Source organism: Pseudomonas sp. GXZC (genome assembly GCF_026967615.1).
GTDB classification, from domain to species: domain Bacteria; phylum Pseudomonadota; class Gammaproteobacteria; order Pseudomonadales; family Pseudomonadaceae; genus Aquipseudomonas; species Aquipseudomonas azotoformans_A.
In genome coordinates, this window is record NZ_CP114115.1 from 5,346,533 (window position 1) to 5,371,518 (window position 24,986).

Genomic DNA, 24,986 nt, shown 5'->3' on the forward strand with positions numbered 1-24,986 from the left:
GACTTCGGCGTACACCGTGGGCTTTCCTGGGGGCTGGCAATGAGAGAGTCGCCATACTGAGAGCCCGCCCGCTTTCAATCTTGATGGAAAGTTGATGACGCTCCAGGCCCAGCCTGCCGTGGCATGTGCCTTGCTATGAACTCTGTATCAGAGCACGCGCCAACGGCGGAGCGAGCTTACGGACAAAGGCGTCGTTACCCGCGTTGGCTTACATCGCCATCTGAGGGAACGACGCTTTTTTTTGAAAGAAAAGGTAGGTGTTGATGAACGATTCGGTTGGCAACAGCCCGATGAACGACCCGCTGGCCTGGGTCAACGGCAGTGATGCCCCGGAAAAGAGCAGCCTCGACCTGGGCTTCATGGCCTTGAGCGACTGCGCCTCGATGGTGGTGGCGGCCACCCAGGGCTTCGCGCAACCCTATGGCTTGACCTTGAACCTCAAGCGCCAATCGTCCTGGGCCAACCTGCGTGACAAACTGGTCAGCGGCGAACTCGACGCCGCCCACAGCCTGTACGGGCTGATCTACGCCGTGCACCTGGGTATTGGCGGCGTCGCACCCACTGACATGGCTGTGCTGATGGGGCTCAACCAGAACGGCCAGAGCATCAACCTGTCCCACGGCTTGCAACAACAGGGGGTGATCACTCCTGAGGCACTGGACCGCCACGTGCACCAAAGCCGAACAAAACTGACCTTCGCTCAGACATTTCCCACAGGCACCCATGCCATGTGGCTGTATTACTGGCTGGCGAGCCAGGGCATTCACCCCTTGCAGGATGTGGACAGCGTGGTGGTCCCGCCGCCGCAAATGGTGGCGCACCTGCAAGCCGGGCGCATCGACGGGTTTTGCGTGGGTGAGCCCTGGTGCGCCAGTGCGGTCAAGCAAAACCAAGGATTTACCCTGGCAACCACCCAGGCGATCTGGCCGGATCATCCGGAAAAGGTCCTCGGCTGCACCCAGGCGTTCGTCGACCAGTATCCAAACACGGCACGCGTGCTGGTGAGGGCGATCCTGGAGGCCAGCCGGTTTATCGAAGAAAGCATTGAAAACCGCCGCTCCACCGCGCAACTGCTCAGTGGCCGCGAATACCTTGACGCTCCGCTGGATTGCATCGAACCGCGCCTGTTGGGCGCCTATGACGACGGCCTGGGCAATCAGTGGCAGGATCCCCACTCGCTGCGCTTTTTTGCCGACGGTAAAGTGAACCTGCCCTACCTCTCTGACGGCATGTGGTTCATGACCCAGTTCCGGCGCTGGGGCCTGTTGCGCGAAGACCCCGACTACCTCGGCGTCGCGCGCCAGGTGCAACAACTGGCGCTGTATCGCCAGGCCGCCGATGGGCTGGGTATCGCCACAAATGACCAGGACATGCGCAGCAGCCAGCTGATCGACGGCAAAATCTGGGACGGTTCCGACCCCGCCGGCTATGCCCGCAGCTTCCGGTTGCATGCGCTGGCCGATCCGACCCACCGCCAAGCCTTGCGCTGACAGGAGGACCTCCATGCTGCGAATCCTGCTGATCAACGACACGCCGCGTAAAGTCGGCCGACTGAGGACGGCACTGATCGAAGCCGGCTTTGACGTCATCGATGAGTCCGGCCTGACCATTGACCTGCCCGCACGCGTCGAAACGGTGCGCCCGGACGTCATCCTGATCGATACCGAGTCACCGGGCCGCGATGTGATGGAGCAAGTGGTGCTGGTCAGTCGCGACCAACCCCGGCCCATCGTGATGTTTACCGACGAACACGACCCGAACGTGATGCGCCAGGCGATCAAGTCCGGCGTCAGCGCCTACATCGTCGAAGGTATCCAGGCCCAACGCCTGCAGCCGATCCTTGATGTGGCCATGGCCCGCTTCGAAAGCGACCAGGCCTTGCGCGCGCAGCTTCAAGCCCGCGACCAGCAGTTGGCCGAGCGCAAGCGCATCGAGTTGGCCAAGGGCATGTTGATGAAAATGAAGGACTGCAACGAGGAAGAGGCCTACACCCTGATGCGCCGCCAGGCCATGAGCCGCCAGCAGAAGCTGATCCAGGTGGCGGAGCAGATTATCGCCATGAGCGAACTGCTCGGCTGATTTGGCGCAGCTCTTGCTAAGCATTCATCACAGGTAGCCAACGGCGGTTGCCCCTCCCCGACAAAGACGTCGCACACCCGGTTTGCCCTCGCGAACCTGGTGGCGGCGTTTTTTCGTTTTGGCCTTCTTGCAAGACTCCCAACCGTTGAGGTGCGTGATGAAATCAAGCTTCTGGAAATCCGGGCACACCCCGACCCTGTTTGCCGCGTTCCTGTATTTCGACCTGAGCTTCATGGTCTGGTACCTGCTCGGCCCCTTGGCGATACAGATTGCCGCCGACCTGCACCTGACCACTCAGCAGCGTGGCCTGATGGTCGCGACGCCGATCCTCGCCGGTGCGATTTTGCGCTTTTTGATGGGCATGCTGGCAGACAAGCTGTCGCCCAAGACGGCCGGGCTGATTGGTCAGGTGATCGTGATCTGCGCCCTGTTCGGTGCCTGGAAACTCGGAATCCATAGCTACGAACAAGCGCTGTTGCTGGGCGTGTTCCTCGGCATGGCCGGCGCCTCATTTGCCGTCGCGCTGCCCCTGGCCTCCCAGTGGTATCCGGCGGAACACCAGGGCAAAGCCATGGGCATCGCGGGTGCAGGCAACTCCGGCACGGTGTTCGCCGCGTTGCTGGCACCGGTTTTGGCGGCCGCGTTTGGCTGGAGCAACGTGTTCGGTTTCGCGCTGATCCCTCTGGTGCTGACCCTGATTGTCTTTGCCTGGCTGGCGCGCAATGCCCCGGAACGCCCGAAGGCCAAGTCCATGGCCGACTACTTCAAGGCGCTGGGTGACCGGGACAGTTGGTGGTTCATGTTTTTCTACAGCGTGACCTTTGGCGGCTTTATCGGCTTGGCAAGCGCCCTACCCGGCTATTTCAATGACCAATACGGCCTAAGCCCGGTGACTGCTGGCTACTACACCGCCGCCTGCGTGTTCGGCGGTAGCCTGATGCGCCCATTGGGCGGCGCGTTGGCGGACCGTTTCGGCGGGATTCGTACCCTGCTGGGCATGTACAGCGTGGCGGCGATCTGCATCGCGGCGGTGGGATTCAATCTGCCGAGTTCCTACGCAGCGCTGGCGCTTTTCGTCTGCACCATGCTGGGCCTCGGCGCAGGCAATGGCGCGGTGTTCCAGCTGGTGCCGCAGCGTTTTCGCCGCGAAATCGGCGTGATGACCGGCCTGATCGGCATGGCCGGCGGCATCGGCGGCTTTGCCCTGGCAGCCGGCATGGGTGCGATCAAGCAAAGCACCGGCAGCTATCAGATGGCGTTGTGGTTGTTCGCCAGCCTGGGCGTGCTGGCCTGGTTCGGCCTGCATGGCGTGAAGCGTCGCTGGAGAACCACCTGGGGCTCGGCGGCCGTGACGGCTGCGCGGGTCTGATGAGCCTGCAACTGAGCATCGCCCAGGCCAGTGCCATCGGCCCACGGGCGGAAAACCAGGACGCGCTGCGGGTGGTCACGCCCGTGGCCGAACTGGCGGCGAGCAAGGGCTACCTGTGCGCCATCGCCGACGGCGTGAGCCAATGCGCCGACGGCGGCCTGGCCGCGCGCTCGACCTTGCAGGCGCTGGCCCTGGATTACTACGCCACACCGCAAACCTGGGGCGTGGCCCAGGCCCTGGAGCGTTTGCTGCTGGCACAGAATCGCTGGCTGCAAGCCAATGGCGGTGGTCAGCCGCTGCTGACCACCCTGAGTGCGCTGGTGTTTCGCGGCCAGCGTTTTACCCTGGCGCATGTCGGCGATTGCCGCGCGTATCGTTGGCTTGACGGCCAATTGCAGCGCATCACCGAGGATCACGTGTGGGAGCAACCGGGCATGCAGCATGTGCTCAAGCGCGCCCTTGGCCTGGATCAGCACTTGGTGGTGGATTTTCTCGACGGTCAGTTGCGTGAACGCGAATGTTTTCTGCTGCTCAGTGATGGTGTGTGGGCCACCCTGGGCGATCAGAGTATCCAGGCAATTCTGCGCGAACAGACGGACATGCAATTGGCCGTCAACACGCTGGTGACTGCCGCGCACCTGGCCGGCAGCCAGGACAATGCCAGCGCGTTGCTCATCCGGATCGACACCCTCGGCGCCGCCACCCTCGGTGATGCACTGGTGCAGTTGCAGCAATGGCCACTGCCACCGCCGTTGAAAGCCGGGCAACACTTTGAAGGCTGGCAGGTGGAAAGCGTGTTGGCACAAAGCCGGCAGTCACTGCTTTACCGGGTGCGCGATGCCCAGCAGCAACCCTGGCTGCTGAAAACCCTGCCGCTGAGCCGCGACGATGATCATGATGCCGGCCAGGCCTTGCTGTCAGAGGAGTGGTTTCTGCGCCGGGTTGCGGGGCGGGCGTTTCCTGAAGTGCATGCCGGCAGCGGGCGCCAGCATTTGTACTATGTGATGCGTGAATATTCCGGCCAGACCTTGGCCGAACTGTTCCAGCATCAAGGCCCCTTGCCCTTGGCACAATGGCAGTCGATTGCCGAGCGTTTGCTGCGCGCTGTGGGCATGCTGCATCGACGGCAGATCCTGCATCGTGATATCAAGCCGGAAAACCTGCTGCTGGGAGACGACGGCGAATTGCGGGTGTTGGATTTCGGCCTGGCGTATTGCCCTGGCCTGTCGGAAGACAGCAACCATGCGTTGCCGGGCACACCCAGCTTTATTGCACCTGAAGCCTTCAATGGCGACCGTCCTACGGCCCAACAGGATTTATATAGCGTTGGCGTAACCTTGTATTACCTGCTGACCGGACATTACCCCTACGGCGAAATCGAGGCTTTCCAACGGCCCCGGTTCACTCAACCTGTCAGCGCCAGCCGCTACCGCCCGGACCTGCCGGATTGGCTGCCCCTCAGCCTGGAGCGGGCCGTGGCGGCCCAACCCGCCCATCGCTATGAAACCGCCGAAGAGTGGTTACGTGTGCTGGAACAGGCTGACCGCCAGGAACTGAGCATCCGCCCCAAGCCATTACTGGAGCGTGAACCCTTGAAGGTCTGGCGCACCCTGGCGCTGCTCTCGCTGCTGATCAATCTGGTGCTGCTGTACTCACTCTTTCACCGCTGAAGTCATCCCTGGATGAGGAACACCTTATGAATGCAAAAGTCTGGCTGGTAGGCGCAGGTCCGGGTGACCCGGAGCTGTTGACCCTCAAGGCGGTACGCGCCCTGCGTGAGGCCGATGTGGTGCTGATCGATGACTTGGTCAACCCGGCAGTGCTGGAACATTGCGTTGAAGCGCGGGTGATTACCGTGGGTAAACGCGGTGGCTGCCGGTCGACCCCGCAGGATTTCATCCACCGCCTGATGCTGCGTTATGCGCGCCAAGGCAAGTGTGTGGTGCGCCTCAAAGGCGGAGACCCGTGCATTTTCGGGCGCGGCGGTGAGGAGGCGATGTGGCTGCGTGAACGGGGTGTCGAGGTGGAGTTGGTCAACGGTATTACCGCAGGCCTGGCAGGCGCGACGAATTGCGCGGTGCCGTTGACCTTGCGCGGGGTGAGTCGAGGCGTGACGCTGGTCACGGCGCATACCCAGGACGACAGCAGCTTGAATTGGCGGGCCCTGGCAGAAGGCGGGACCACCCTGGTGGTGTACATGGGCGTGGCGAAGCTGGAGGAAATCCGCCAGCAACTGCTCGACGGTGGAATGGCAGCGGATATGCCGGTGGCGATGATCGAGAATGCATCGCTGCCCCTGCAAAGGGAATGTCGCAGCGAGCTGTGGCGTCTGTACGAAGATGCGCAGGCATTTGCCTTGAAGAGCCCGGCTATCCTGGTGATCGGCCGTGTTGCAGCCCCAGGCCAGGTCGCTAGACTCGCCCAAGCCGCCAGCGCCTGAGGCAAATTGCAGGCAAAAAAAAGCCCGGCCTAAGCCGGGCTTTTTTCTACCACTCAGTAATTACTGAGCTTGAGCTTCAACCGACGCTTCTACGCGACGGTTAACAGCACGACCAGCTTCAGTTGCGTTGTCAGCAACTGGGCGGGATTCGCCGTAACCTACTGCGGTGATACGGCTAGGAGCAACGCCGTCTTTAACCAGGACTTGCTTAACAGCGTCAGCACGACGCTGGGACAGCTTCTGGTTGTAAGCGTCTGGACCTACGGAGTCAGTGTGACCAGCAACTTCTACGTTGGTAGCTGGGTACTGAGCCATGAAGTCGGCCAGGTTTTTCACGTCGCCGTAGCTGTTAGGCTTAACAACCGACTTGTCGAAGTCGAACTTAACGTCCAGCTCAACACGTACAACCTGAGCAACTGGAGCTTCTGGCTCTGGAGTTGGCTCTGGAGCTGGTGCTGGGGTAGGAGCTGGAGCAGCTGCGCCAGCGTTACCGCCGAAGTTCACGCCCAGGCCGACCAGTGCGGAGTAGTCCCACTTGCCGTTGTCCAGACCGTAGTCAGCTTCAACACCGGCACGAGCGTACAGGTTGTTGGTGAAGTAGTACTTCACGCCAGTACCAACGGTAGCGAAGGTAGTCTGGTCGCGACCGCTGTGGCCGTCAGCTTGAACGTTGGTACGGCTCTGGTGGCCGAAACCGCCTTCTACGTATGGACGCAGGCTGTCTACGCCAGCTTGACCGAAGTGATACTGGGCAACCAGGCTGCCGGTATCGCCTTTGATCTTCTGGTTACCAGTACCGTCGTTCGAACGGGTGTGGTTGGTTTTGTCGTAGGACAGGTTCAAGGACAGGTCGTCGGTCAGGAAGTAACCGATGCGAGCGCCAGGATTGAAGCCGTCTTCGATGTGCTTGACGCTATCGTTGTACTGCTTCTTGTAGAACAGCTCGCCTTCAACTGCGCCTTGGCCTTGTGCCAGAACGCCGAAAGAAGTAGCGGCAATAAGAGAACCAATGGCCAAGCCCAAGGTGTTTTTCAGTTTCATCCGTTAAATCCCCATCTGGTGATTGTAAAGCAGTCCCACAAACCGGGGGACAACTCGGCGACAAGTCTAACAGAACTTGCCTACACGTAAGAGATATTTGCCACGCACTAAGTTTCAGTCTCGCCCGCAAATTTCTCACGTAATTTATCAAGAGCACGTTTGTAACGCATTTTTGTAGCACTCAAACCCATGTGCATGATGTCAGCGATTTCCTGAAATTCCAGCTCTGCGACAAATCGTAGCACCAGAATTTCCCGGTCAATCGGGTTCACATACACCAACCAGCGATCAAGTCCGCCCTTCTCCTCGGGTGCCGGCGCCTTCTCTTCAGACGCCTCCTCGAGGGGGTCCAGACTCAACGCGTCCATCAAGCGACGCTTTCGCCGTTCCTTACGATACTGCGTGATGCACTCGTTGTACGTGATGCTGTATAGCCATGTCTTGAACTTCGATTTGCCCTCGAAGTTCTTCAGGCCATACAGCACCTTGAGCATCACTTCCTGACAGACATCATCCGCATCTCTATCGTTCCCTAAATACCTTGAACAAACGTTGAACAGAGTGCGTTGATATCTGCGCATCAATTCTTCGTACGCGCGAGTTACGTGAAACAGCTCCGTGTGCGAGCGCGCGACCAACTCCTCATCAGAGAGCTCACGGGGGTCATAGCGCGTGGACAGCGTTTGGGCTTTATTCAAAACAAGTCGTGCCGACAGTCAGGTCAATGTCCGCTACAGCCCGGTCAGCCGGGTTTGCGGCGGCGTACATTAGCAGGGTTTGCCGGATTAGCGGCTACTGACCTGCTGCTCAAGAAGAATCCGATTGGACAACGACACCAGGTCGCCGTCATCGGTCAGCACCGTCGTCTTGACTGTGCCGATCTCCTCGATTTGCCCTTCGACCTCGCCCACACGCACCTGTTGCCCAACCTGATACAACTCACGCACATAGATTCCCGCAAGAATCTGACCGGCAATTTCCCGGCTTCCCAAGCCCATGGCCAGCGCAACGGCCAGACCAACGGTAATCAAAACGATCACAATCACATGGTTGAGCAGGTCAGTCTTGACCTCCAACTGGCTGATCGCGACCGAAATACTGATGATAATGACCAAGCCCTGGGCGATCCGCCCCAGGCCCGCAGCATAGTCCAGCCCCACGCCTTCGGCGGCGCCGCGCACCAGCCCATTGGCCAGTTGCGCCAGCAAAACGCCTACCAGCAGCACCAGCGCGCCGCCGAAAACCTTCGGCAAATACAGCGCCAGCATGTCGAGCGTAGCTGAAACTCGCTCAAGTCCAAGGGATTGAGCCGCAGAAACCAGAAAAATCAGCAAAACAAACCAATAGACGATCTTGCCGATCAAGGTGGAGATCGGCACTTGCAGCCCGGCGCGACCCAGCAGCTTGGTCAGGCCGGTGCCGGCCATCAGACGGTCCAGGCCCAGTTTTGCGAGCAATTTGGACAGCAGGGTGTCGAGCAGCTTGGCCACGACAAAGCCCAGCAACACCAGTACCAGGGCACCAAACAGGTTGGGAATGAAATTCGCCACCTTGGTCCACAATGCGGTCATCGCGGTGACCAGGCTCTGGGTCCAGAGATCAAGTTCCATATTCAATCAGCCTTATCAGCAGTGCGAGCAAGAGGTTTACGACGGGAAACCGGCGATACGTGGGCCGAACCGTTGTTCAGGGCCATCATCAACGCCGGCAGCCAGCGGCCGAGCAGACCGAACAGGTCACCCGCACCCACCTGGCGGTTGGCAGTTTTCAACACGCGGCCCAGGCAGGCATCGTCGTCGCGGTTGGACGGCGAGGCATTGAGCATGTCACGCAAAGACTGTTCGAACGGATCGTGCATAAAGACCTCTCGCAAGTGATTTAAAAGACGAGGGTAAAATTCTTGGGGTCACATAGGACGCTTCCTACGTTCAGGTCATATTCAGCTCAAACCCAGCGCAATCGTCGAAAAAGCCACCATTGTCCGAGTGCCACCGAGACCATCAACAGGCATGCCACCATGAATCCATAGGGGCTGGCGGAGAACGGAATACCGCCCACATTGATGCCCAGCAGACCGGTGAGAAAACTCATCGGCAGGAAGATCCCGGTGATAATCCCGAAGCGGTACATGGTGCGGTTCATGCGCACGCTCAAACGCCGGTCTTCGGCCTCCAGCACAAGCCCCACGCGCTCCCGGGTCAATTCGAGTTCTTCCAGGTAACGGGTCAGGCTGTTGTTCAATTCGTTCCAGTAGTCGGCATCGTCATCACAGAACCACGGCAATTTGATCCGCGTGAGCTGGGCAAAAATATCCCGCTGCGGGGCGAGGAATCGCTTCAGCCCGGCCGCTCGTCGGCGGATCTGCAAAATGCTGCCGTGTTCCGGGGTATACCGTTCGTCGGTATCGAGTTTTTCTTCCTCGGCATCGACGATTTCAGACAGGTCGGAGACCAGATCCTGCACTTTATGGGTCAGGTACTGCGCCATATAAAGGATGAGTTCCGACGCGGTTTTCGGCCCTTTGCCGTCCGCCAACTGCACCAACAGCTCGTCAGTGGCGCGCAAGGGGCGCAGGCGCAGGGAAATCACACGGCAGGCAGCCGCGAAGATGCGCACCGAGACCATGTCTTCCGGCTCCGCACCGGGGTTTAGGTTGACCCCGCGCAGGAACAGCAGCAATTCCGAGTCCGGCAGCGGCAACAGGCGCGGACGGGTGTTTTCCTCCAGCAACAGGTCACAGGCAAACTCGCTCAAGCCGCTGGATTTGCGCAGCCAGGTCTGGGTTTGCGGGTGGCTGCGATCCCAATGCAGCCACAGGCTCTCCTGGGGCTGCAGTTGCAAGTCGTCGAGTTCAGTCCGGGCAATCGAACGCGCACCGCCTTTACCGTCCAGCACCAGGGCATGCACCAGGCCCCATTGCGCGTTTTCTTCCTCGAACATCCTTACTCCTGTCTTATTCGGGCATTTTCAGCGGGCTGGGGGAAACGATCACGCCATTGTTATCGGCGTAGATGTATTCACCCGGACGAAAGGTCACACCCGCGAAAGTAACGACCACGTTCAGGTCGCCAATACCGCGCTTGTCAGTCTTCATCGGATGGCTGGCCAAGGCCTGTACACCCAGATCGGTCTGGGCAATGACGTCAACATCACGGATGCATCCGTAGATCACCAGCCCTTCCCAACCGTTTCTTGCCGCTTTCTCGGCGATCATGTCGCCCAGCAGCGCGCGACGCAGGGAACCGCCACCGTCGACCACCAGCACCTTGCCGGCGCCCGGCTGATCGGCTTGTTCCTTGACCAGGGAGTTATCTTCGAAGCATTTGACGGTGACGATCTCGCCGCCGAACGAGTCCCGGCCGCCGAAGTTGCTGAACATCGGTTCGAGCACCTGCACCAGGTCCGGGTAGGCGTCGCACAGATCGGGGGTCACGTAATGGTTCATTGAAAAATTCCTTTCCGTCAAAGAGGTGTCTTTCGAAAGAAGCGCCAGCCAGGGCAGGTGCGAAACATCCCATCCGTCTCGCCGCAACGCAATAGCCACTGCGCGACTGAATATGACCAGAAGCGTTTAACGCGTCATATCTTAGCCGCAACCACACATGAGCGAAACGCCCTTGGCAGAGCGTTGCCTCAAACCGTAGCCAACACCTCGGCCTGCGCGCCTGGCAAGGGTGTGAGCGGATCTTTCAGCCACTGCATGACCAACGGCCACACTTCGGCCTGGGCGGCTTTGCTCACCAGCATCTCCACATGCCCGAAATCCCCGGTAAAGCCTTGCTGACGGCCCAGGCACAGGTACTGACGGTGCTCCGAGCCGATTTGCTCGAACAGCTTGCGGCAAGCCCAGTCGGGGTCTTGATGATCCCCGGCCGCACTGACGGCCAACAGCGGCACATCGACTTCAGCCAGGCCTTTCCACCAATCGTTCTTGCCCTCGCCGAAGCGGCCAAACAGGCCATTCCAGCGCATGGCTTCGATCATCACGCCCGCCGGTTCGTCCTCGGGGCCACGCTTCAGGCGCGAGCCGGACACTTCGCCAAAACGCTTCAACAGCAGGCGCCCGGTCCATTCCACGGGTGGCAGTTTCAACGGCCAGTGGGTGCGACTGACCTGGCAGCCAAACAGCGCCACCGACGCCACGGCCGGCGCACCCAGGTGCTGCCCACCCAGGGCCGCCGCCAAGCTGGTGCCGCCGAGAGAATGGCCGATCCAGTGGGGAATCTGTCCGCTTTGCTCACGCACGAACGCGCCGATGGCCGGCAAATCATAACGCGCATAGTCCGCGACGCGGTTGCGGGCGTAGTCATGATTGCGCTTGGACAGGCCATGGCCGCGCATTTCCGGGATCCAGACATCAAACCCCTCTCGCGCCAGATAAGCACCCAACCCGATGCCTTTTGGCGAATACCAGAAGCGTCGGTTGGAAAAACTGCCATGCAACAAAATAACCGGGATGCCCCGGTTTTCCGGGACATCGGCCAGGCCCAAACGGGTAACCGCCAGCTCGACAGTGCCGTCGGGGCTGTTACCGGGTTTTAGGCGATACACGTCTTCACTCAGGTCGCCACGACGTTCAGCGCTGATCAGGGCGACGGGAAACAGGTTGCTGCTGCTTTGCATAATGCTCTTGCACAAAAAAGGGCGGCGTCCGCGAGGATTCCCGCCCTGTACAGATAAGAATGCCGGTCACCCACCACGGGTGACCGGCACTTTTGACGTGACGATCTTAGGCGGACGCTTGGCCTTCCGCCAGGAAGAACCAGGTTTCCAGCACGGAATCGGGGTTGAGCGAGACGCTTTCGATGCCCTGTTCCATCAGCCACTTGGCCAGGTCTGGGTGGTCGGAAGGGCCTTGGCCGCAGATACCGATGTACTTGCCGGCCTTGTTGCAGGCCTGGATGGCGTTGGCCAGCAGCTTCTTGACCGCAGGATTCCGCTCGTCGAACAGGTGCGCGATGATCCCGGAGTCACGGTCCAGGCCCAGGGTCAGCTGGGTCAGATCGTTGGAGCCGATGGAGAAACCGTCGAAGAACTCCAGGAATTCTTCGGCCAGGATGGCGTTGGACGGCAGTTCGCACATCATGATCACGCGCAGGCCGTTTTCACCACGGGACAGGCCGTTCTCAGCCAGCAAGTCCACCACCTGGCTCGCTTCGCCCAGGGTGCGCACGAACGGCACCATGATCTCGACGTTGGTCAAGCCCATCTCGTTGCGCACGCGCTTGAGGGCGCGGCATTCGAGTTCGAAGCAGTCACGGAACGCTTCACTGATGTAGCGCGAGGCGCCACGGAAGCCCAGCATCGGGTTTTCTTCTTCCGGCTCGTAGAGCTTGCCGCCGATCAGGTTGGCGTATTCGTTGGACTTGAAGTCCGACAGGCGCACGATGACCTTTTTCGGGTAGAACGCCGCCGCCAGGGTGCTGATGCCTTCCACCAGCTTCTCGACGTAGAAGCCCACCGGGTCGTTGTAGCCGGCGATGCGCTTGTCGACGCTTTCCTTGATGTCCAGCGGCAGGCCGTCGTAGTTCAACAGGGCCTTGGGGTGCACGCCGATCATGCGGTTGATGATGAACTCCAGGCGGGCCAGGCCCACACCGGCGTTCGGCAATTGCGCGAAGTCAAAAGCGCGGTCCGGGTTACCGACGTTCATCATGATCTTGAACGGCAGGTCCGGCATGGCGTCGATGGAGTTCTGCTTGATATCGAAGCCCAGCTCGCCTTCAAAGATGAAACCGGTGTCGCCTTCGGCGCAGGAAACAGTCACGCCTTGGCCGTCTTTCAACAGTTGGGTCGCGTTGCCGCAGCCCACGACCGCAGGAATCCCCAGTTCACGGGCGATGATCGCCGCGTGGCAGGTACGCCCGCCACGGTTGGTGACGATGGCGCTGGCGCGCTTCATCACCGGTTCCCAGTCCGGGTCGGTCATGTCGGAGACCAGTACATCGCCTGGCTGGACTTTGTCCATCTCGGACACGTCCTTGATGATCCGCACCTTGCCGGCGCCGATGCGCTGGCCGATGGCACGGCCTTCCACCAGCACGGTGCCGGTTTCTTTGAGCAGGTAGCGTTCCATGACATTGGCCGACGTGCGGCTTTTCACGGTTTCCGGACGGGCCTGCACGATGTAGAGCTTGCCGTCGTCACCGTCCTTGGCCCACTCGATGTCCATCGGGCACTTGTAGTGCTTTTCGATGATCATCGCTTGCTTGGCGAGTTCGCTGACTTCAGCGTCGGTCAGGCAGAAACGCGCGCGTTCGGCCTTGTCGACTTCAACGGTTTTCACCGAGCGACCGGCCTTGGCCTCGTCGCCATAGATCATTTTGATAGCCTTGCTGCCCAGGTTGCGGCGCAGAATGGCCGGGCGGCCGGCTTCAAGGGTGTGCTTGTGTACGTAGAATTCGTCAGGGTTGACCGCGCCTTGTACGACGGTTTCGCCCAGGCCGTAGGCGCCGGTGATGAACACCACGTCACGGAAGCCCGACTCGGTATCGAGGGTGAACATCACGCCGGCGGTGCCGGTTTCCGAACGCACCATGCGCTGCACACCGGCAGACAGGGCCACCAGCTTGTGGTCGAAACCTTGGTGCACACGATAGGAAATGGCGCGGTCGTTGAACAGCGAGGCGAACACTTCCTTGGCCGCGCGAATCACGTTTTCCACGCCGCGGATGTTCAGGAAGGTCTCTTGCTGGCCGGCGAAAGAGGCATCCGGCAAGTCTTCGGCGGTGGCCGAGGAGCGCACGGCCACGGCGACGTCCGGGTTACCGGCCGACAGCGCGGCGAAGGCGGTGCGGATTTCTTCGTTGAGCTTCTCGGGGAACTCGGCTTCCATGATCCATTGGCGGATCTGGGCACCGGTCTTGGCCAGGGCATTGACGTCGTCGACGTCCAGGGCGTCCAGCGCGGCGTGGATCTGAGCGTTGAGGCCGCTCAGTTCGAGGAAATCGCGGTAAGCCTGGGCCGTGGTGGCGAAACCACCGGGCACCGAGACACCAGCGCCTGCAAGATTACTGATCATCTCGCCGAGGGATGCGTTCTTGCCCCCCACGTGCTCTACATCATGGACGCCGAGCTTATCGAGGGAAACTACGTACTCTACCAAGGTGATCTCTCCACTAACTGTGTTGGAAAAGCTCAGGACGCCGGCTGCTCAGTAGGAGCAATCGCCAGCGCTTGTGGCCTGGACCTGGAAAATAAGTGAGAATGCGGCCCACTGCGGGACGGCAAAATCGCGCCTATCATATCCAAGATTCGCCATCAGCTTAAGGCCCAGGGCTCAAATGAAACGATCTGCTTTCTTTATCTCCGACGGCACCGGCATCACAGCCGAAACATTGGGTCAAAGCCTGCTCGCGCAATTCGAAAACATTACCTTCGCCAAATTCACGCGGCCGTACATCGACAGCGTGGATAAAGCGCGGGCCATGGTACAACAAATCAATCTGGCGGCCGAAAAAGACGGTTTTCGTCCGATCATTTTCGACACCATCGTCAATCAAGACATTCGTGAGATTCTCGCAACGTCGAATGGTTTCATGATCGACATTTTCTCGACGTTCCTGGCGCCGCTGGAACAAGAGCTGAGTGAACATTCGTCGTATTCGGTAGGAAAGTCCCATTCCATTGGCCACAACTCCAACTATATGGAGCGTATCGAGGCGGTGAACTTCGCCCTCGACAACGATGACGGCGCCCGCACCCACTACTACGACAAGGCCGACCTGATCCTGGTGGGCGTATCCCGCTGCGGCAAAACGCCCACCTGCCTGTACATGGCCATGCAATTCGGCATCCGCGCGGCCAACTACCCGCTGACCGAGGACGACATGGAGCACCTGACGCTGCCGGCCGCGCTGCGCGCGCATTCGCACAAGCTGTTCGGGCTGACCATCGATCCGGATCGGCTGACGGCGATCCGCAATGAACGCAAGCCCAACAGCCGGTATTCCAGCTATGCGCAGTGCGAGTTCGAAGTGCGCGAAGTAGAAAATCTGTTCCGTCGCGAGAATATTGCGCACATCAATTCCACGCATTTTTCGGTGGAAGAGATTTCGGCGAAAATTTTGGTGGAGAAAGGCGTGGAGCGGCGCTTCAAGTAATATTTTCTGCCTGGCACTTTTGTTGTGAGCGAGCTTGCCTCGCGCGGGGCAAGCCCGCTCACCACAAAGATCAAGGCCTACAACTGGAAGCGCCCGCCCCCCTGCCCCAGCGCTGTCGCCAACGCATCAAACCCCGCCCGCAGCAACTGATCATCCCCCGACGTGTTGCAGATACTCGCCCTAATAAACTGCGGCACCGCCGTTTGCCCCACGGCAAACGCCTCGGCAGTGGCGATCAGGTAATTATTCTGCTTGAGCTCCGCTTCGATTTCCGACGCCCGCCAGGGCTCCGGCACTTCGATCCAGAAATGCGGGCTATTGAGATGGGTGCGATATTCCAGACCGGCCAGCAGGTCGCGGACCAAGGCCTTACGCCGGCTGATCTCGTTGATCTGTTGGCGCAACAGGTACTCCGCCGTGCCGTTTTCGATCCACTGGGTAGCAAGCTCCAGGGTGACGGGCGTAGCCATCCAGCAAGTCGAACGCAGCGCCGCCGAAATACGGCTGACCAACGCCGGAGGCGCATGCACATAACCCACACGCAGCCCGGCCGACACGGCTTTGCTCAGGCTGCTGATCAAAATCGTACGCTCGGGGGCGAAATGGCTGAGTGGCGGCGGCCGGTCTTCAACCAGTACGCCGTGGGCTTCGTCCTCAAGAATCAGCAGGTTGTGCTCGCGACAGACTTTGACCAAGGCTTCGCGGCGCGCCACCGAAAGCACCGCCGTGGTCGGGTTCTGGATCGTCGGCGTGCAGTACAGCGCTGAAACCCGGTGATTTCGACAGACTTCGTCCAGCGCGCTCGGCAGCACACCTTCTTCGTCCATCTCCAGGCCGATCAACCGGATACCCAGCATCCGCGCGGCGGTAATCAGGCCCGGATACGTCAGTTGCTCGGTGACCACCGTATCGCCGGCCCGTAACAGCGCCATCATCGAACACAGCAAGCCATGCTGGCCGCCATTGACGCAGATGACCTGCTCGGGAATCGGGTGAAAGTCACGCTGCACCAGCCATTGCGCGCCCGCTTCACGGTAACGCGGCAGGCCGGCGTCAGGGGTGTAGGCGCTGATGTCCTGGAGGAATTTGGCGTTGGTCGACAGGGTCTGGAAGCTCTGGGCCAGGAACACGGTTTCCTGACCGGGGATGTGCATATTGCGGCTCATGTCGAAGTACTGGCGCGGTTCTTCGCTGAAGTTGCGAAAGCCTTCATCACGCTGGCGCTCCATCCCACGCTTGCGCACGAACGTGCCGTCACCGACTCGCGCCACCACCAGCCCCAGGCGTTCCAGTTCGCCGTAGGCCCGGCTGATGGTGCCGATCGTCACACCCAGGTTGTCGGAAAGCACCCGATGGGGCGGCAGTTTTCGTCCTGGTTCAATCAAGCCTTCGAGGATGCCCCGTTCCATGACATCGGACAGGCGCTTGTACTTCACGCCCTGACCGTTGGACAACCCCTCACGCATAATTGACACCATGTCAATATTTGTTTTGACAGCCATCTTTCGCCCTAATAGTGTGCTTTTACGGGTTCAATCGCCGAATTTTACAACTCATTACAAGCTCAATATAGAGTTCAATTCCGGCTCAGGGAAGCAATAAACGATGCCAATGTCCGCCGTTCTCGAAAACACCGCCAAGACCAAAACCCAAAAACAGTGGTTGGCCGGGCTGATCACCAGCGTGATGTTCCTGATCGTGTGCCTGAGTTGGGGCACCACCTGGCTGGGGATCAAGATTGCCGTGGAGAGCGTGCCACCACTGACGTCCGCCGGCCTGCGTTTCCTGATCGCCTTCCCGCTGTTCCTGTGTTTTGCCATGGTGCGCCGCGAGCCGATCCTGTTTCCCCGTGAGAGCCGCTGGTTCTTCGTGTTCGTGACCCTGTCCTACTTCAGCGTGCCCTACTACCTGCTCAACTACGGCGAGATGCATGTCTCGTCCGGCCTGACCGCGCTGCTGTTCAGCTGCATGCCGGTGTTCATCCTGATTTTCTCCGCGCTGTTCCTGCGTGAGCGCATCTACTTTTCCCAGGTGGTTGGCATCGGCATCGGTTTCGGCAGCCTCTACATGATCATCAAGAGCCAGGGCCTGCACCTGGACCACGCGGAGTTCTTCGGCGTGCTGGCGATCCTCACCGCCGCGGTCATGCATGCCTTGTGCTATGTGATTACCAAGCAGAAAGGCAGCGCCATCAGCGTGATCACCTACAACACGCTGCCCATCGGGATTGCCGGGCTGATGTTGTTCGTCGCCGGGCTGTGGTTTGAAACGCCAACCTTCGAGGCCATCACCCTGCGCTCCTGGGGCGCGCTGTTCTACCTGGGCCTGGTGGCTTCGGTGGGCGGGTTCATCGTGTACTTCATGCTGCTCAAGCGCTTAAGCCCGATCATCCTGTCGTTCGTGTTCATCATCTTCCCGGTGTTCGCGGTGATCATCGGCGCCTGGTACGAAGGCGTGTCGATTTCCCGCGACCTGATGCTGTACTCGGCCATCCTGCTGGCCGGCTTTGCGATCACCAAACTGCCCGTTGAAAAACTCCTGGCAAAGAAAAATTGACCCTTGCCCTGCCCCATCAACTTCAGCCACGCGAGAGAAACATGGACGTCCTCCGCCCCACAGCCCTGGAACAGATCTACGCCCACGCCAGCCGCAGCTACCCCGAGGAATGCTGCGGTTTTGTCTTCGCCGACGGCAGCGTGTACCTGGGCAGCAATATCCAGAATGAACTGCACCACAAGAACCCCGAGATGTACCCGCGCAGCGCGGCCAACGGCTACACCTTCTCGGTGGCCGACACCCTGCTGATGAACAAGGCGTTTCGCAGCGACAACCCGGTGGTGGTGATCTACCACTCTCACCCCGACGTGGGTGCCTATTTCAGCGATGAAGACCAGGACAAGGCGCTGTTCATGGGCGAGCCGATCTACCCCGTCAGCTATCTGGTGGTCGACGTTCGCCAGGGCCAGGCCCTGGGCTCCAAGCTGTTTGCCTGGGATGGCAAGCATTTCGCCCTTCAATCCTTCAACGACCTGCACACGGAGTTGTCCATGAACGCTGTCTCTTTCCCCGACATTCTGGTTCGCGTGGCCAAGCTGCCGGAATCGACCCTCGAGGGCACCGGATCGACATTGCGCGAAGTCATTGAAAACCTCTGCAACAGTCACCCCCAGTTACGCCCGCACCTGTTTCACGAGAAGAACAACCAGCTCAAGGAGCACTTCCTGTTTACCGCCGAGGAAGAGCTGGTTGGCGCGGATGACCCACTGCCCGAGAAAGCCAGAATCGAGGTGCTGCTGGCCACGTCCGGCGGCATGGACGTCGACGCGCTGAGCAACGAAGAAGTACAACGCTACGTGCGCCACATCACCCTGCCCGGCGTGGGTCGCGAAGGTCAGTTGAACCTCAAGAAAGCCAAGGTGCTGATCATCGGCACGGGTGGCCTGGGTTCGCCGATCAGCCTGTACCTGGCGGCTGCCGGGGTCGGCACCCTGGGGCTGGTGGACTTCGATGTGGTCGAAAGCAGCAACCTGCAACGCCAGATCGTCCACGGCAACAGTACGTTGGGCATGCCCAAAGTCGAATCTGCCAAGCAGCGCCTGCAAGACCTCAACCGCCATATCCAGATCAACGCCCACGACACAGCGCTGAATGCCGACAACGCCCTGGAACTGGTGGGCGCCTACGACCTGGTGATCGACGGCACCGACAATTTCGACACTCGCTACCTGGTCAACGACGCTTGCGTGCAACTGGGCAAGCCCTTGGTGTACGGCGCGATCTACCGCTTCGACGGGCAGATCAGCGTGCTCAACTATAAAGGCGGGCCGTGCTACCGCTGCCTGTTCCCCAGCGCGCCGCCCGCAGAACTGGCGCCCAATTGCAGCGCCGGTGGCGTGATCGGCGTGCTGCCCGGTGTGGTCGGGATGATCCAGGCCACCGAGTCGATCAAACTATTGATCGGCATTGGTGAACCCTTGTCCGGCCGCTTGATGCGCTTCGACGCGTTGGCGATGAAGTTCAGCGAAATCCGCTTCAAGCGCCGCGCCGACTGCCCGTGCTGCTCCGAAGCGCGGCACAGTGAAACCCTGGCCCCCGCAGTTTGCGCGGATGCCGTGCCCAGCCAGCCCTCGCTGGCCGAAGAGCGCTACATCAAGCCGCAAGTACTCAAGCAAGTACTCGAACACCCCAGCAGCGCAGACGTTTTGCTGGATGTGCGCGACGCCAGCGAACTGGAAGTGTGCAAATTGCCGGGCGTGGTGCATATCCCCCTGGCCGAACTGGACGGCCACCTCGACCGCCTCAGCCGGGACAACACCCACTACCTGATCTGCTACGCCGGCACCCGCGCGGAGCAAGCCGCCAGTACCTTGCTGGCCGCCGGTTTCGCCAACACCAAAGTCCTGCAGGGTGGCATGAAGCATTGGGTTCGCGACGTCGAACCCGATATGCCGTTGTATTGAGCGGGGGGCCGAATGATGTTGCATAACTCCATTCTCGACGTGATCGGCCAAACGCCGATCGTGCGCCTGGCGCAGTTTTCCGAAGACCTCGGTATCGAGGTCTACGCCAAGCTCGAATCCCTCAACCCCGGCGGCAGCCACAAGGCACGCATCGCCCTGGGCATGATCCTCGACGCCGAGCGCCGGGGCGTGCTGATCCGTGATTCCGGACAAACCATCATCGAACCCAGCGGCGGCAACACCGGCATCGGCCTGGTGATGGCCGGCAATGTGCTGGGCTACAAAGTGGTGCTGGTGATCCCCGACAACTACAGCCCCGAAAAACAGAAGCTGCTGCGTTTATATGGGGCCAAGGTGGTGCTGTCGGACAGCCGCCTGGGCAACAATTCCCACGGCGAAAAGTGCATGGAACTGCAGTTGGAAAATCCCAGCTACGTGATGCTCAACCAGCAGCGCAACGGCGCCAACCCACAGACTCATCGCGACACCACCGCGCCAGAAATCCTGCGTGCCTTCGGCGAGCTGCGCGCCGACTACTTTGTCAGCGGCATCGGCACCGGAGGGCATATCACCGGCATCGGTGAAACCCTCAAAGCCGCTTGGCCGCAGCTGCGCGTCATGGGCGTGGAACCGGAAGAATGCGACCTGCTAAAAAACCAGCACGCACCGCATCACATCCAGGGCCTGTCGATCGGCCTGATCCCGAGCATTCTCAACCTGGACGTGATCGACGGCATGCTCAAGGTCTCGCGCCAGGACTGCATTGACATGATGAAACGCATCATGCGCACCGACGCTATCAGCCTGGGCCTGTCGTCCGCCGCCAACATGGTAGCCATCGCCAAGCTCGCCCCCGAATTGCCGCCCGAAACGGTGGTGCTGACCATGGTCTACGACAATGCCGACAGCTACCTGCCCAGTTTCGAATAAACGGGTTTCCAGCCAACCAGAATACGGGGGTGCCTCCATGGGCGGTTTTATCGACATGCAACAGTTGCACGATGAGTTGCTCACCCACCTCATCAAGACCCTCACGCCCGCCCAGCTGAAACAGCTGGAACCGCACCTGGCCACGCTGATCCAGAATGCGGCGCAGGCGGTGGCCGAGGACCTGATCGCCTACGCCTACCGTGATCCGGCCTCACGTGGGCGCGGCGAGTTGATCCTGGAATCCTACGCTTCGTTCAAGGCGGTGCTGTATTACCGCCTGGCGCACCTGGTATGGCATTTCCCGGACCAGACCAACGGCGTGTTTTCGCGCATTGCCCTCAAGCTGAGCAACCAGGGCAAGGTGCTTTCCGGTGCAGAGATTCACCCCGCTGCACGCATCGGCCGACGCTTCGTGCTGGACCACGGCTACGGCACGGTGATCGGCGAAACCTGCGAAATCGGCAACGACTGCTACATCCTCTGCGGCGTGACCTTGGGCGCCCGTGGCATCGCCAACAACCCCGATGGCAAGCGCCATCCACGCCTGGGCAATAACGTCGAGGTCGGGTCCGGGGCCCGCGTGCTGGGCTATGTGCTGATTGGCGATAACGTGTTTATCAGCCCGTCCTGCGTCATCACCCAGGACGTTCCCGCCGGCACCAAGGTCAAGGTGGTGAACCAGATCCAGCTGCAAAAAAACGATGAATCGGACCACAGCAACTACCTCGGTGCCTTTGCCCTGGATGAGCGATTGCACGTGGTGGGCGAGATCAACGCCAGCCATAAAGTGACCGTGCTGGACGCCGATTTCCATCCCTTGCCAGGGCTGATGCTGGAGCCCACGGTCAAGGAGCGCCACCACCTGCAATTTCGCTTGCATCGCGTCGAGTCGGGCAGCCATTTGCCACGCTTGCCGCTTAACCTGAAAGTCTGCGGCCCGGAATTTGAAATCACCCTGCTCTCGCCCCCTGGCTTGAGTGCAATGGTGCGCTCCCTGCTGCAAGCCAGCCCACTGATCGTCGGAGGTTGAACATGTCCGTGCACACCATGGAAACCCTGGCGCTGTTCGACAGCGCGCCCTACCAAAACGCCTTCAGCGCCCGGGTGATTGCCGTCAGCGAACACGGCATCGCCCTGGAGCACACCTTGTTCTACCCCACGGGCGGCGGCCAGCCAGGCGACACGGGGCACCTCACACTCGCGGACGGTACGCGGGTCGACGTGACCGGCACGGTGCGCGACCCGGTGCTTCGCTCGATCATCTGGCATCAGGTGGAACACTGCCCCGCGCAGCTGACGGCCGGGGTACAGGTGGATGCAGGCCTCGACTGGGAGCGGCGCTACCAGCACATGAAAATGCACACCTGCCTGCACCTGCTGTGTTCGATCATCGATGCGCCGGTCACCGGATGCAGCATCAGTGCGGACAAGGGCCGGCTGGATTTCGACCTGCCCGAAATGACCCTCGACAAAGACAGCATCACCCGCGACCTCAATGCGCTGATCGAACAGGCTCACCCGGTGAAAACCCTGTCGATGCCGGCTACGGAGTATGCAACGTTGTTGCAGATCACCCGCACACAGGCCGTGGCGCCACCCGTGATTCAAGGCTCGGTCAGGGTGATTGAAATCGCCGGGATCGATATCCAGCCGTGTGGGGGCACCCATGTGATCAACACCGAAGAAATCGGTCGGGTGTTTTGCGAGAAGATCGAGAAGAAGAGCAAGCACAACCGCCGGGTGATCCTGCGATTTGAGTGAAGGCGATCCAATGTGGGAGCCAGCTCCCACATTGACCGCGTCGTCTGCTAGATCACGAACAGGTCCACAAACCGGTTGACCGGTGTGGCCTCAAGCCGTGCCTGATCCTTGCACAGCGCAAAAATCTCGGCACTGCGCTGTCCGGTAAACCGTGTGGCCAGGTTGGCCTTGAACTTGTCTTCCAGCAACGGAATGCCCTCCACACGGCGCCGACGATGGCCAATCGGGTACTCCACCGCCACCTGCTCGGTACTGCTGCCATCCTTGAAGAACACCTGCACCGCATTGGCGATGGAGCGTTTGTCGGCCTCCAGGTATTCGCGGCTGTAGCGTGGGTCTTCGACGATGACCATTTTGTCGCGCAACTGATCGATGATCGGGTGGGCGGCGTGGAATTCATCTTCGTACTGCTCGGCCACCAGATTGCCGAATGCCAACGGCACGGCGGTCATGTATTGCAGGCAATGGTCGCGGTCGGCGGCGTTGGCCAATTGGCCGACTTTGGAAATGATACGAATCGCTGACTCATGGGTAGTGATCACGATGCGCTCGATTTCCTGCAGGCGGTCTTTCACCAACGGATGCAAGGTCACCGCGGCTTCACAGGCCGTTTGCGCATGGAACTCGGCCGGGAAGCTGATCTTGAACAGTACGTTTTCCATCACATAGGTGCCGTAGGGCTGGGACAGGCTGAACGCGCGCTTGTCCTCCGGCTTGAGCGCCAGGTCCTTGTTGGTGTGGCTGAACAGCACATCGTAGAAACCCCACTGCGGCGCACTCAAGACACCCGGAATGCCCATCTCGCCACGCAAGGCGATGTCCGCCAGGCGCACGCCCCGACTCGATGCATCCCCCGCCGCCCAGGATTTGCGCGAACCGGCATTCGGTGCATGCCGGTAAGTGCGCAACGCCTGCCCATCGACAAACGCATGGGACAGCGCCGCCAGCAACTGCTCACGGTTGGCACCCATCAGCTTGGCGGTGACCGCCGTGGAGGCGACTTTGACCAGCAGCACATGGTCGAGCCCTACCCGGTTGAAGGAGTTTTCCAAGGCGATCACGCCCTGGATTTCGTGGGCCATGATCATGGCTTCCAACACCGCGCGCACGGTTAACGGCGCATCGCCATTGGCCACGCGCTTCTGCGACAGGTGATCAGCCACGGCGAGGATGCCGCCGAGGTTGTCCGAGGGGTGGCCCCATTCGGCAGCAAGCCAGGTGTCGTTGTAGTCAAGCCAACGCACGATGCAACCGATGTCCCACGCGGCCTTGACCGGATCCAAACGAAACGACGTGCCCGGCACCCGCGCGCCAAACGGCACCACCGTGCCCTCGACAATCGGCCCCAGGTGCTTGGTGCACTCGGGAAAGCGCAGGGCCAGCAGGCCACAGCCCAAGGTGTCCATCAGGCAGTTGCGGGCGGTGTCCAACGCATCCCGGGAGTCGATCCGGTAGTTGAGGACATAATCAGCAATGTCCTGCAGGACCTGATCGTAGTCCGGGCGGTTGTTCTGGTCGACGTTGGCGCTCATGGCAGTACTCCAAAAAGGGGTTGGGTCAGTCCTCGGGCTCACGGTTGTCGGGGGCAGATCTTGACTGTCTGCCTTTAAAAGGAATCACCTGGCACGCGCACGAAACCCTCCATCAGCACCCGTGCACTGCGGCTCATGATGGCTTTTTTCACCACCCATTCGCCGTCGACCTGGCTGGCTTCAGCGCCGACGCGCAAGGTGCCGGACGGATGACCGAACCGCACCGCATTGCGCTCCACGCCACCCGCCGCCAGGTTGACCAAGGTCCCGGAAATCGCCGCCGCCGTGCCGATCGCCACCGCGGCGGTGCCCATCATCGCGTGGTGCAACTTGCCCATGGACAGTGCGCGCACCAGCAGGTCCACATCACCGGCCTTGATCGCCTTGCCACTCGACGCCACGTAGTCCAAAGGCTTGGCCACAAACGCCACCTTCGGCGTGTGCTGGCGCTGGGCGGCTTCGTCCAGGTGCTTGATCAGGCCCATGCGCAACGCGCCATAGGCCCGTACGGTTTCAAACATGGCCAGGGCCTTGGGGTCGCTGTTGATCGCGCCTTGCAGTTCGGTGCCGGTGTAGCCGAGGTCTTCGGCGTTGATGAAGATGGTCGGGATGCCGGCGTTGATCAGCGTGGCCTTGAAAGTGCCGACGCCGGGCACTTCCAGGTCGTCGACCAGGTTGCCGGTGGGGAACATCGAACCACCGCCGCCCTCTTCTTCCGCCGCCGGGTCCATGAATTCCAACTGCACTTCGGCGGCCGGGAAGGTCACGCCGTCCAGTTCGAAATTACCGGTTTCCTGCACCGCACCGTCGGTGATCGGCACATGAGCGATGATGGTTTTGCCGATATTGGCCTGCCACACGCGCACCACGGCCACGCCGTTGTGCGGGACGCGGGCCGGGTCGATCAGGCCGGCGCTGATGGCAAAGGAACCGACCGCCGCCGACAGGTTGCCGCAGTTGCCACTCCAATCCACGAACGGCTTGTCGATGGAAACCTGGCCAAACAGGTAGTCCACGTCATGCTCGGCGCGGGTACTTTTGGCCAGGATCACCGTCTTGCTCGTGCTGGAGGTGGCGCCACCCATGCCATCGATTTGTTTGTCGTAGGGGTCGGGGCTGCCGATCACCCGTAACAGCAAGGCGTCGCGCGCGGCGCCCGGCACCTGCGCCGACTGGGGCAGGTCCTTGAGGCTGAAAAACACGCCTTTGCTGGTGCCACCACGCATGTAGGTGGCGGGGATCTTGATTTGCGCTACGTGTGCCATGGTGCCC

General features: G+C 60.6%; 22 protein-coding genes. 11 read left to right on the plus strand and 11 right to left on the minus strand.

Features of this window, described 5'->3' with window-relative positions; all coding sequences use genetic code 11:
• The first annotated feature begins 263 nt into the window (after positions 1-263).
• The 5 genes from OZ428_RS25105 (at position 264) to cobA (ending at position 5,888) form a co-directional block, all read left to right on the plus strand.
• Positions 264-1,490, plus strand: a complete 1,227-nt coding sequence (locus OZ428_RS25105; protein WP_269131665.1) for a CmpA/NrtA family ABC transporter substrate-binding protein — start codon at positions 264-266, stop codon at positions 1,488-1,490.
• A 13-nt stretch (positions 1,491-1,503) separates the two neighbouring features.
• Entirely contained in the window at positions 1,504-2,079 is a 576-nt protein-coding gene (locus tag OZ428_RS25110) for an ANTAR domain-containing response regulator (RefSeq protein ID WP_010208501.1), read from the plus strand.
• A gap of 157 nt (positions 2,080-2,236) precedes the next feature.
• Positions 2,237-3,448: a nitrate/nitrite transporter gene (locus OZ428_RS25115; RefSeq protein WP_016979267.1), complete on the plus strand. Its 1,212-nt coding sequence runs from the start codon at positions 2,237-2,239 to the stop codon at positions 3,446-3,448.
• A complete protein-coding gene (locus OZ428_RS25120) occupies positions 3,448-5,118 on the plus strand; it encodes a bifunctional protein-serine/threonine kinase/phosphatase (RefSeq protein WP_269131666.1) in 1,671 nt (556 codons plus the stop codon). The genes OZ428_RS25115 and OZ428_RS25120 overlap by 1 nt, the downstream gene beginning before the upstream one ends.
• 26 nt (positions 5,119-5,144) lie before the next feature.
• The gene (gene cobA, locus OZ428_RS25125; RefSeq protein WP_061449257.1) at positions 5,145-5,888 is read left to right on the plus strand and encodes a uroporphyrinogen-III C-methyltransferase; all 744 of its coding nucleotides are present in this window, start codon (positions 5,145-5,147) and stop codon (positions 5,886-5,888) included.
• A gap of 60 nt (positions 5,889-5,948) precedes the next feature.
• Here cobA and OZ428_RS25130 read toward each other — a convergent pair whose 3' ends face one another.
• The 8 genes from OZ428_RS25130 to ppsA all read right to left on the minus strand — a co-directional run bounded on the left by OZ428_RS25130 (position 5,949) and on the right by ppsA (position 14,034).
• Positions 5,949-6,929, minus strand: coding sequence for an OmpA family protein (locus OZ428_RS25130; protein WP_015885346.1), 981 nt, complete (start codon positions 6,927-6,929; stop codon positions 5,949-5,951).
• Positions 6,930-7,036: 107 nt separating this feature from the next.
• Positions 7,037-7,627, minus strand: a complete 591-nt coding sequence (gene sigX, locus OZ428_RS25135; RefSeq protein ID WP_010208495.1) for an RNA polymerase sigma factor SigX — start codon at positions 7,625-7,627, stop codon at positions 7,037-7,039.
• A gap of 87 nt (positions 7,628-7,714) precedes the next feature.
• Positions 7,715-8,539 (minus strand): mechanosensitive ion channel family protein, encoded by an 825-nt coding sequence (locus OZ428_RS25140; RefSeq protein ID WP_003175519.1) that lies wholly within the window; start codon positions 8,537-8,539, stop codon positions 7,715-7,717.
• A 2-nt stretch (positions 8,540-8,541) separates the two neighbouring features.
• A complete protein-coding gene (locus OZ428_RS25145; RefSeq protein ID WP_005790375.1) occupies positions 8,542-8,787 on the minus strand; it encodes a hypothetical protein in 246 nt (81 codons plus the stop codon).
• Between the two features lie 86 nt (positions 8,788-8,873).
• Complete coding sequence (locus OZ428_RS25150) at positions 8,874-9,869, minus strand: zinc transporter ZntB (protein ID WP_269131667.1); 996 nt, start codon at positions 9,867-9,869, stop codon at positions 8,874-8,876.
• Positions 9,870-9,882: 13 nt separating this feature from the next.
• Positions 9,883-10,374, minus strand: coding sequence for a ribonuclease E activity regulator RraA (gene rraA, locus OZ428_RS25155; RefSeq protein WP_269131668.1), 492 nt, complete (start codon positions 10,372-10,374; stop codon positions 9,883-9,885).
• A gap of 188 nt (positions 10,375-10,562) precedes the next feature.
• The gene (locus OZ428_RS25160; RefSeq protein ID WP_269131669.1) at positions 10,563-11,552 is read right to left on the minus strand and encodes an alpha/beta fold hydrolase; all 990 of its coding nucleotides are present in this window, start codon (positions 11,550-11,552) and stop codon (positions 10,563-10,565) included.
• Positions 11,553-11,658: 106 nt separating this feature from the next.
• Complete coding sequence (gene ppsA / locus OZ428_RS25165; RefSeq protein ID WP_028617515.1) at positions 11,659-14,034, minus strand: phosphoenolpyruvate synthase; 2,376 nt, start codon at positions 14,032-14,034, stop codon at positions 11,659-11,661.
• 178 nt (positions 14,035-14,212) lie between these two features.
• Here ppsA and ppsR point away from each other — a divergent pair, with 178 nt between their 5' ends.
• Positions 14,213-15,031 (plus strand): posphoenolpyruvate synthetase regulatory kinase/phosphorylase PpsR, encoded by an 819-nt coding sequence (gene ppsR, locus OZ428_RS25170; protein WP_003193298.1) that lies wholly within the window; start codon positions 14,213-14,215, stop codon positions 15,029-15,031.
• A gap of 77 nt (positions 15,032-15,108) precedes the next feature.
• Here ppsR and OZ428_RS25175 read toward each other — a convergent pair whose 3' ends face one another.
• The gene (locus tag OZ428_RS25175; protein WP_033901208.1) at positions 15,109-16,533 is read right to left on the minus strand and encodes an aminotransferase-like domain-containing protein; all 1,425 of its coding nucleotides are present in this window, start codon (positions 16,531-16,533) and stop codon (positions 15,109-15,111) included.
• A 160-nt stretch (positions 16,534-16,693) separates the two neighbouring features.
• On the opposite strand from OZ428_RS25175, the gene OZ428_RS25180 reads away from it, so the two are divergent.
• Genes OZ428_RS25180 through OZ428_RS25200 form a run of 5 tightly spaced genes read left to right on the plus strand, consistent with a single transcriptional unit; the run spans position 16,694 to position 22,182 of the window.
• A complete protein-coding gene (locus OZ428_RS25180; RefSeq protein ID WP_162240124.1) occupies positions 16,694-17,587 on the plus strand; it encodes a DMT family transporter in 894 nt (297 codons plus the stop codon).
• A gap of 41 nt (positions 17,588-17,628) precedes the next feature.
• The gene (gene moeB, locus OZ428_RS25185) at positions 17,629-19,491 is read left to right on the plus strand and encodes a molybdopterin-synthase adenylyltransferase MoeB (RefSeq protein WP_269131670.1); all 1,863 of its coding nucleotides are present in this window, start codon (positions 17,629-17,631) and stop codon (positions 19,489-19,491) included.
• A 15-nt stretch (positions 19,492-19,506) separates the two neighbouring features.
• Complete coding sequence (locus OZ428_RS25190; RefSeq protein WP_025999978.1) at positions 19,507-20,421, plus strand: PLP-dependent cysteine synthase family protein; 915 nt, start codon at positions 19,507-19,509, stop codon at positions 20,419-20,421.
• 37 nt (positions 20,422-20,458) lie between these two features.
• Entirely contained in the window at positions 20,459-21,451 is a 993-nt protein-coding gene (locus OZ428_RS25195) for a serine O-acetyltransferase (protein WP_033901211.1), read from the plus strand.
• A 2-nt stretch (positions 21,452-21,453) separates the two neighbouring features.
• Positions 21,454-22,182 carry an alanyl-tRNA editing protein gene (locus OZ428_RS25200; RefSeq protein WP_038851169.1) on the plus strand — a complete coding sequence of 243 codons (729 nt, stop codon included), beginning with the start codon at positions 21,454-21,456 and terminating at the stop codon, positions 22,180-22,182.
• Positions 22,183-22,229: 47 nt separating this feature from the next.
• Here OZ428_RS25200 and prpD read toward each other — a convergent pair whose 3' ends face one another.
• Positions 22,230-23,714, minus strand: a complete 1,485-nt coding sequence (gene prpD, locus OZ428_RS25205; protein ID WP_269131673.1) for a 2-methylcitrate dehydratase — start codon at positions 23,712-23,714, stop codon at positions 22,230-22,232.
• A gap of 74 nt (positions 23,715-23,788) precedes the next feature.
• The gene (gene prpF, locus OZ428_RS25210) at positions 23,789-24,979 is read right to left on the minus strand and encodes a 2-methylaconitate cis-trans isomerase PrpF (protein ID WP_269131674.1); all 1,191 of its coding nucleotides are present in this window, start codon (positions 24,977-24,979) and stop codon (positions 23,789-23,791) included.
• Positions 24,980-24,986 lie beyond the last annotated feature (7 nt).

Coding starts and splice junctions, on each gene's coding strand:
- OZ428_RS25105 (WP_269131665.1), top strand. CDS start 264: ATGAACGATTCGGTTGGCAACAGCCCGATGAACGACCCGCTGGCCTGG.
- OZ428_RS25110 (WP_010208501.1), top strand. CDS start 1,504: ATGCTGCGAATCCTGCTGATCAACGACACGCCGCGTAAAGTCGGCCGA.
- OZ428_RS25115 (WP_016979267.1), top strand. CDS start 2,237: ATGAAATCAAGCTTCTGGAAATCCGGGCACACCCCGACCCTGTTTGCC.
- OZ428_RS25120 (WP_269131666.1), top strand. CDS start 3,448: ATGAGCCTGCAACTGAGCATCGCCCAGGCCAGTGCCATCGGCCCACGG.
- cobA (WP_061449257.1), top strand. CDS start 5,145: ATGAATGCAAAAGTCTGGCTGGTAGGCGCAGGTCCGGGTGACCCGGAG.
- OZ428_RS25130 (WP_015885346.1), bottom strand. CDS start 6,929: ATGAAACTGAAAAACACCTTGGGCTTGGCCATTGGTTCTCTTATTGCC.
- OZ428_RS25140 (WP_003175519.1), bottom strand. CDS start 8,539: ATGGAACTTGATCTCTGGACCCAGAGCCTGGTCACCGCGATGACCGCA.
- OZ428_RS25145 (WP_005790375.1), bottom strand. CDS start 8,787: ATGCACGATCCGTTCGAACAGTCTTTGCGTGACATGCTCAATGCCTCG.
- OZ428_RS25150 (WP_269131667.1), bottom strand. CDS start 9,869: ATGTTCGAGGAAGAAAACGCGCAATGGGGCCTGGTGCATGCCCTGGTG.
- rraA (WP_269131668.1), bottom strand. CDS start 10,374: ATGAACCATTACGTGACCCCCGATCTGTGCGACGCCTACCCGGACCTG.
- OZ428_RS25160 (WP_269131669.1), bottom strand. CDS start 11,552: ATGCAAAGCAGCAGCAACCTGTTTCCCGTCGCCCTGATCAGCGCTGAA.
- ppsR (WP_003193298.1), top strand. CDS start 14,213: ATGAAACGATCTGCTTTCTTTATCTCCGACGGCACCGGCATCACAGCC.
- OZ428_RS25175 (WP_033901208.1), bottom strand. CDS start 16,533: ATGGCTGTCAAAACAAATATTGACATGGTGTCAATTATGCGTGAGGGG.
- moeB (WP_269131670.1), top strand. CDS start 17,629: ATGGACGTCCTCCGCCCCACAGCCCTGGAACAGATCTACGCCCACGCC.
- OZ428_RS25190 (WP_025999978.1), top strand. CDS start 19,507: ATGTTGCATAACTCCATTCTCGACGTGATCGGCCAAACGCCGATCGTG.
- OZ428_RS25195 (WP_033901211.1), top strand. CDS start 20,459: ATGGGCGGTTTTATCGACATGCAACAGTTGCACGATGAGTTGCTCACC.
- OZ428_RS25200 (WP_038851169.1), top strand. CDS start 21,454: ATGTCCGTGCACACCATGGAAACCCTGGCGCTGTTCGACAGCGCGCCC.
- prpD (WP_269131673.1), bottom strand. CDS start 23,714: ATGAGCGCCAACGTCGACCAGAACAACCGCCCGGACTACGATCAGGTC.
- prpF (WP_269131674.1), bottom strand. CDS start 24,979: ATGGCACACGTAGCGCAAATCAAGATCCCCGCCACCTACATGCGTGGT.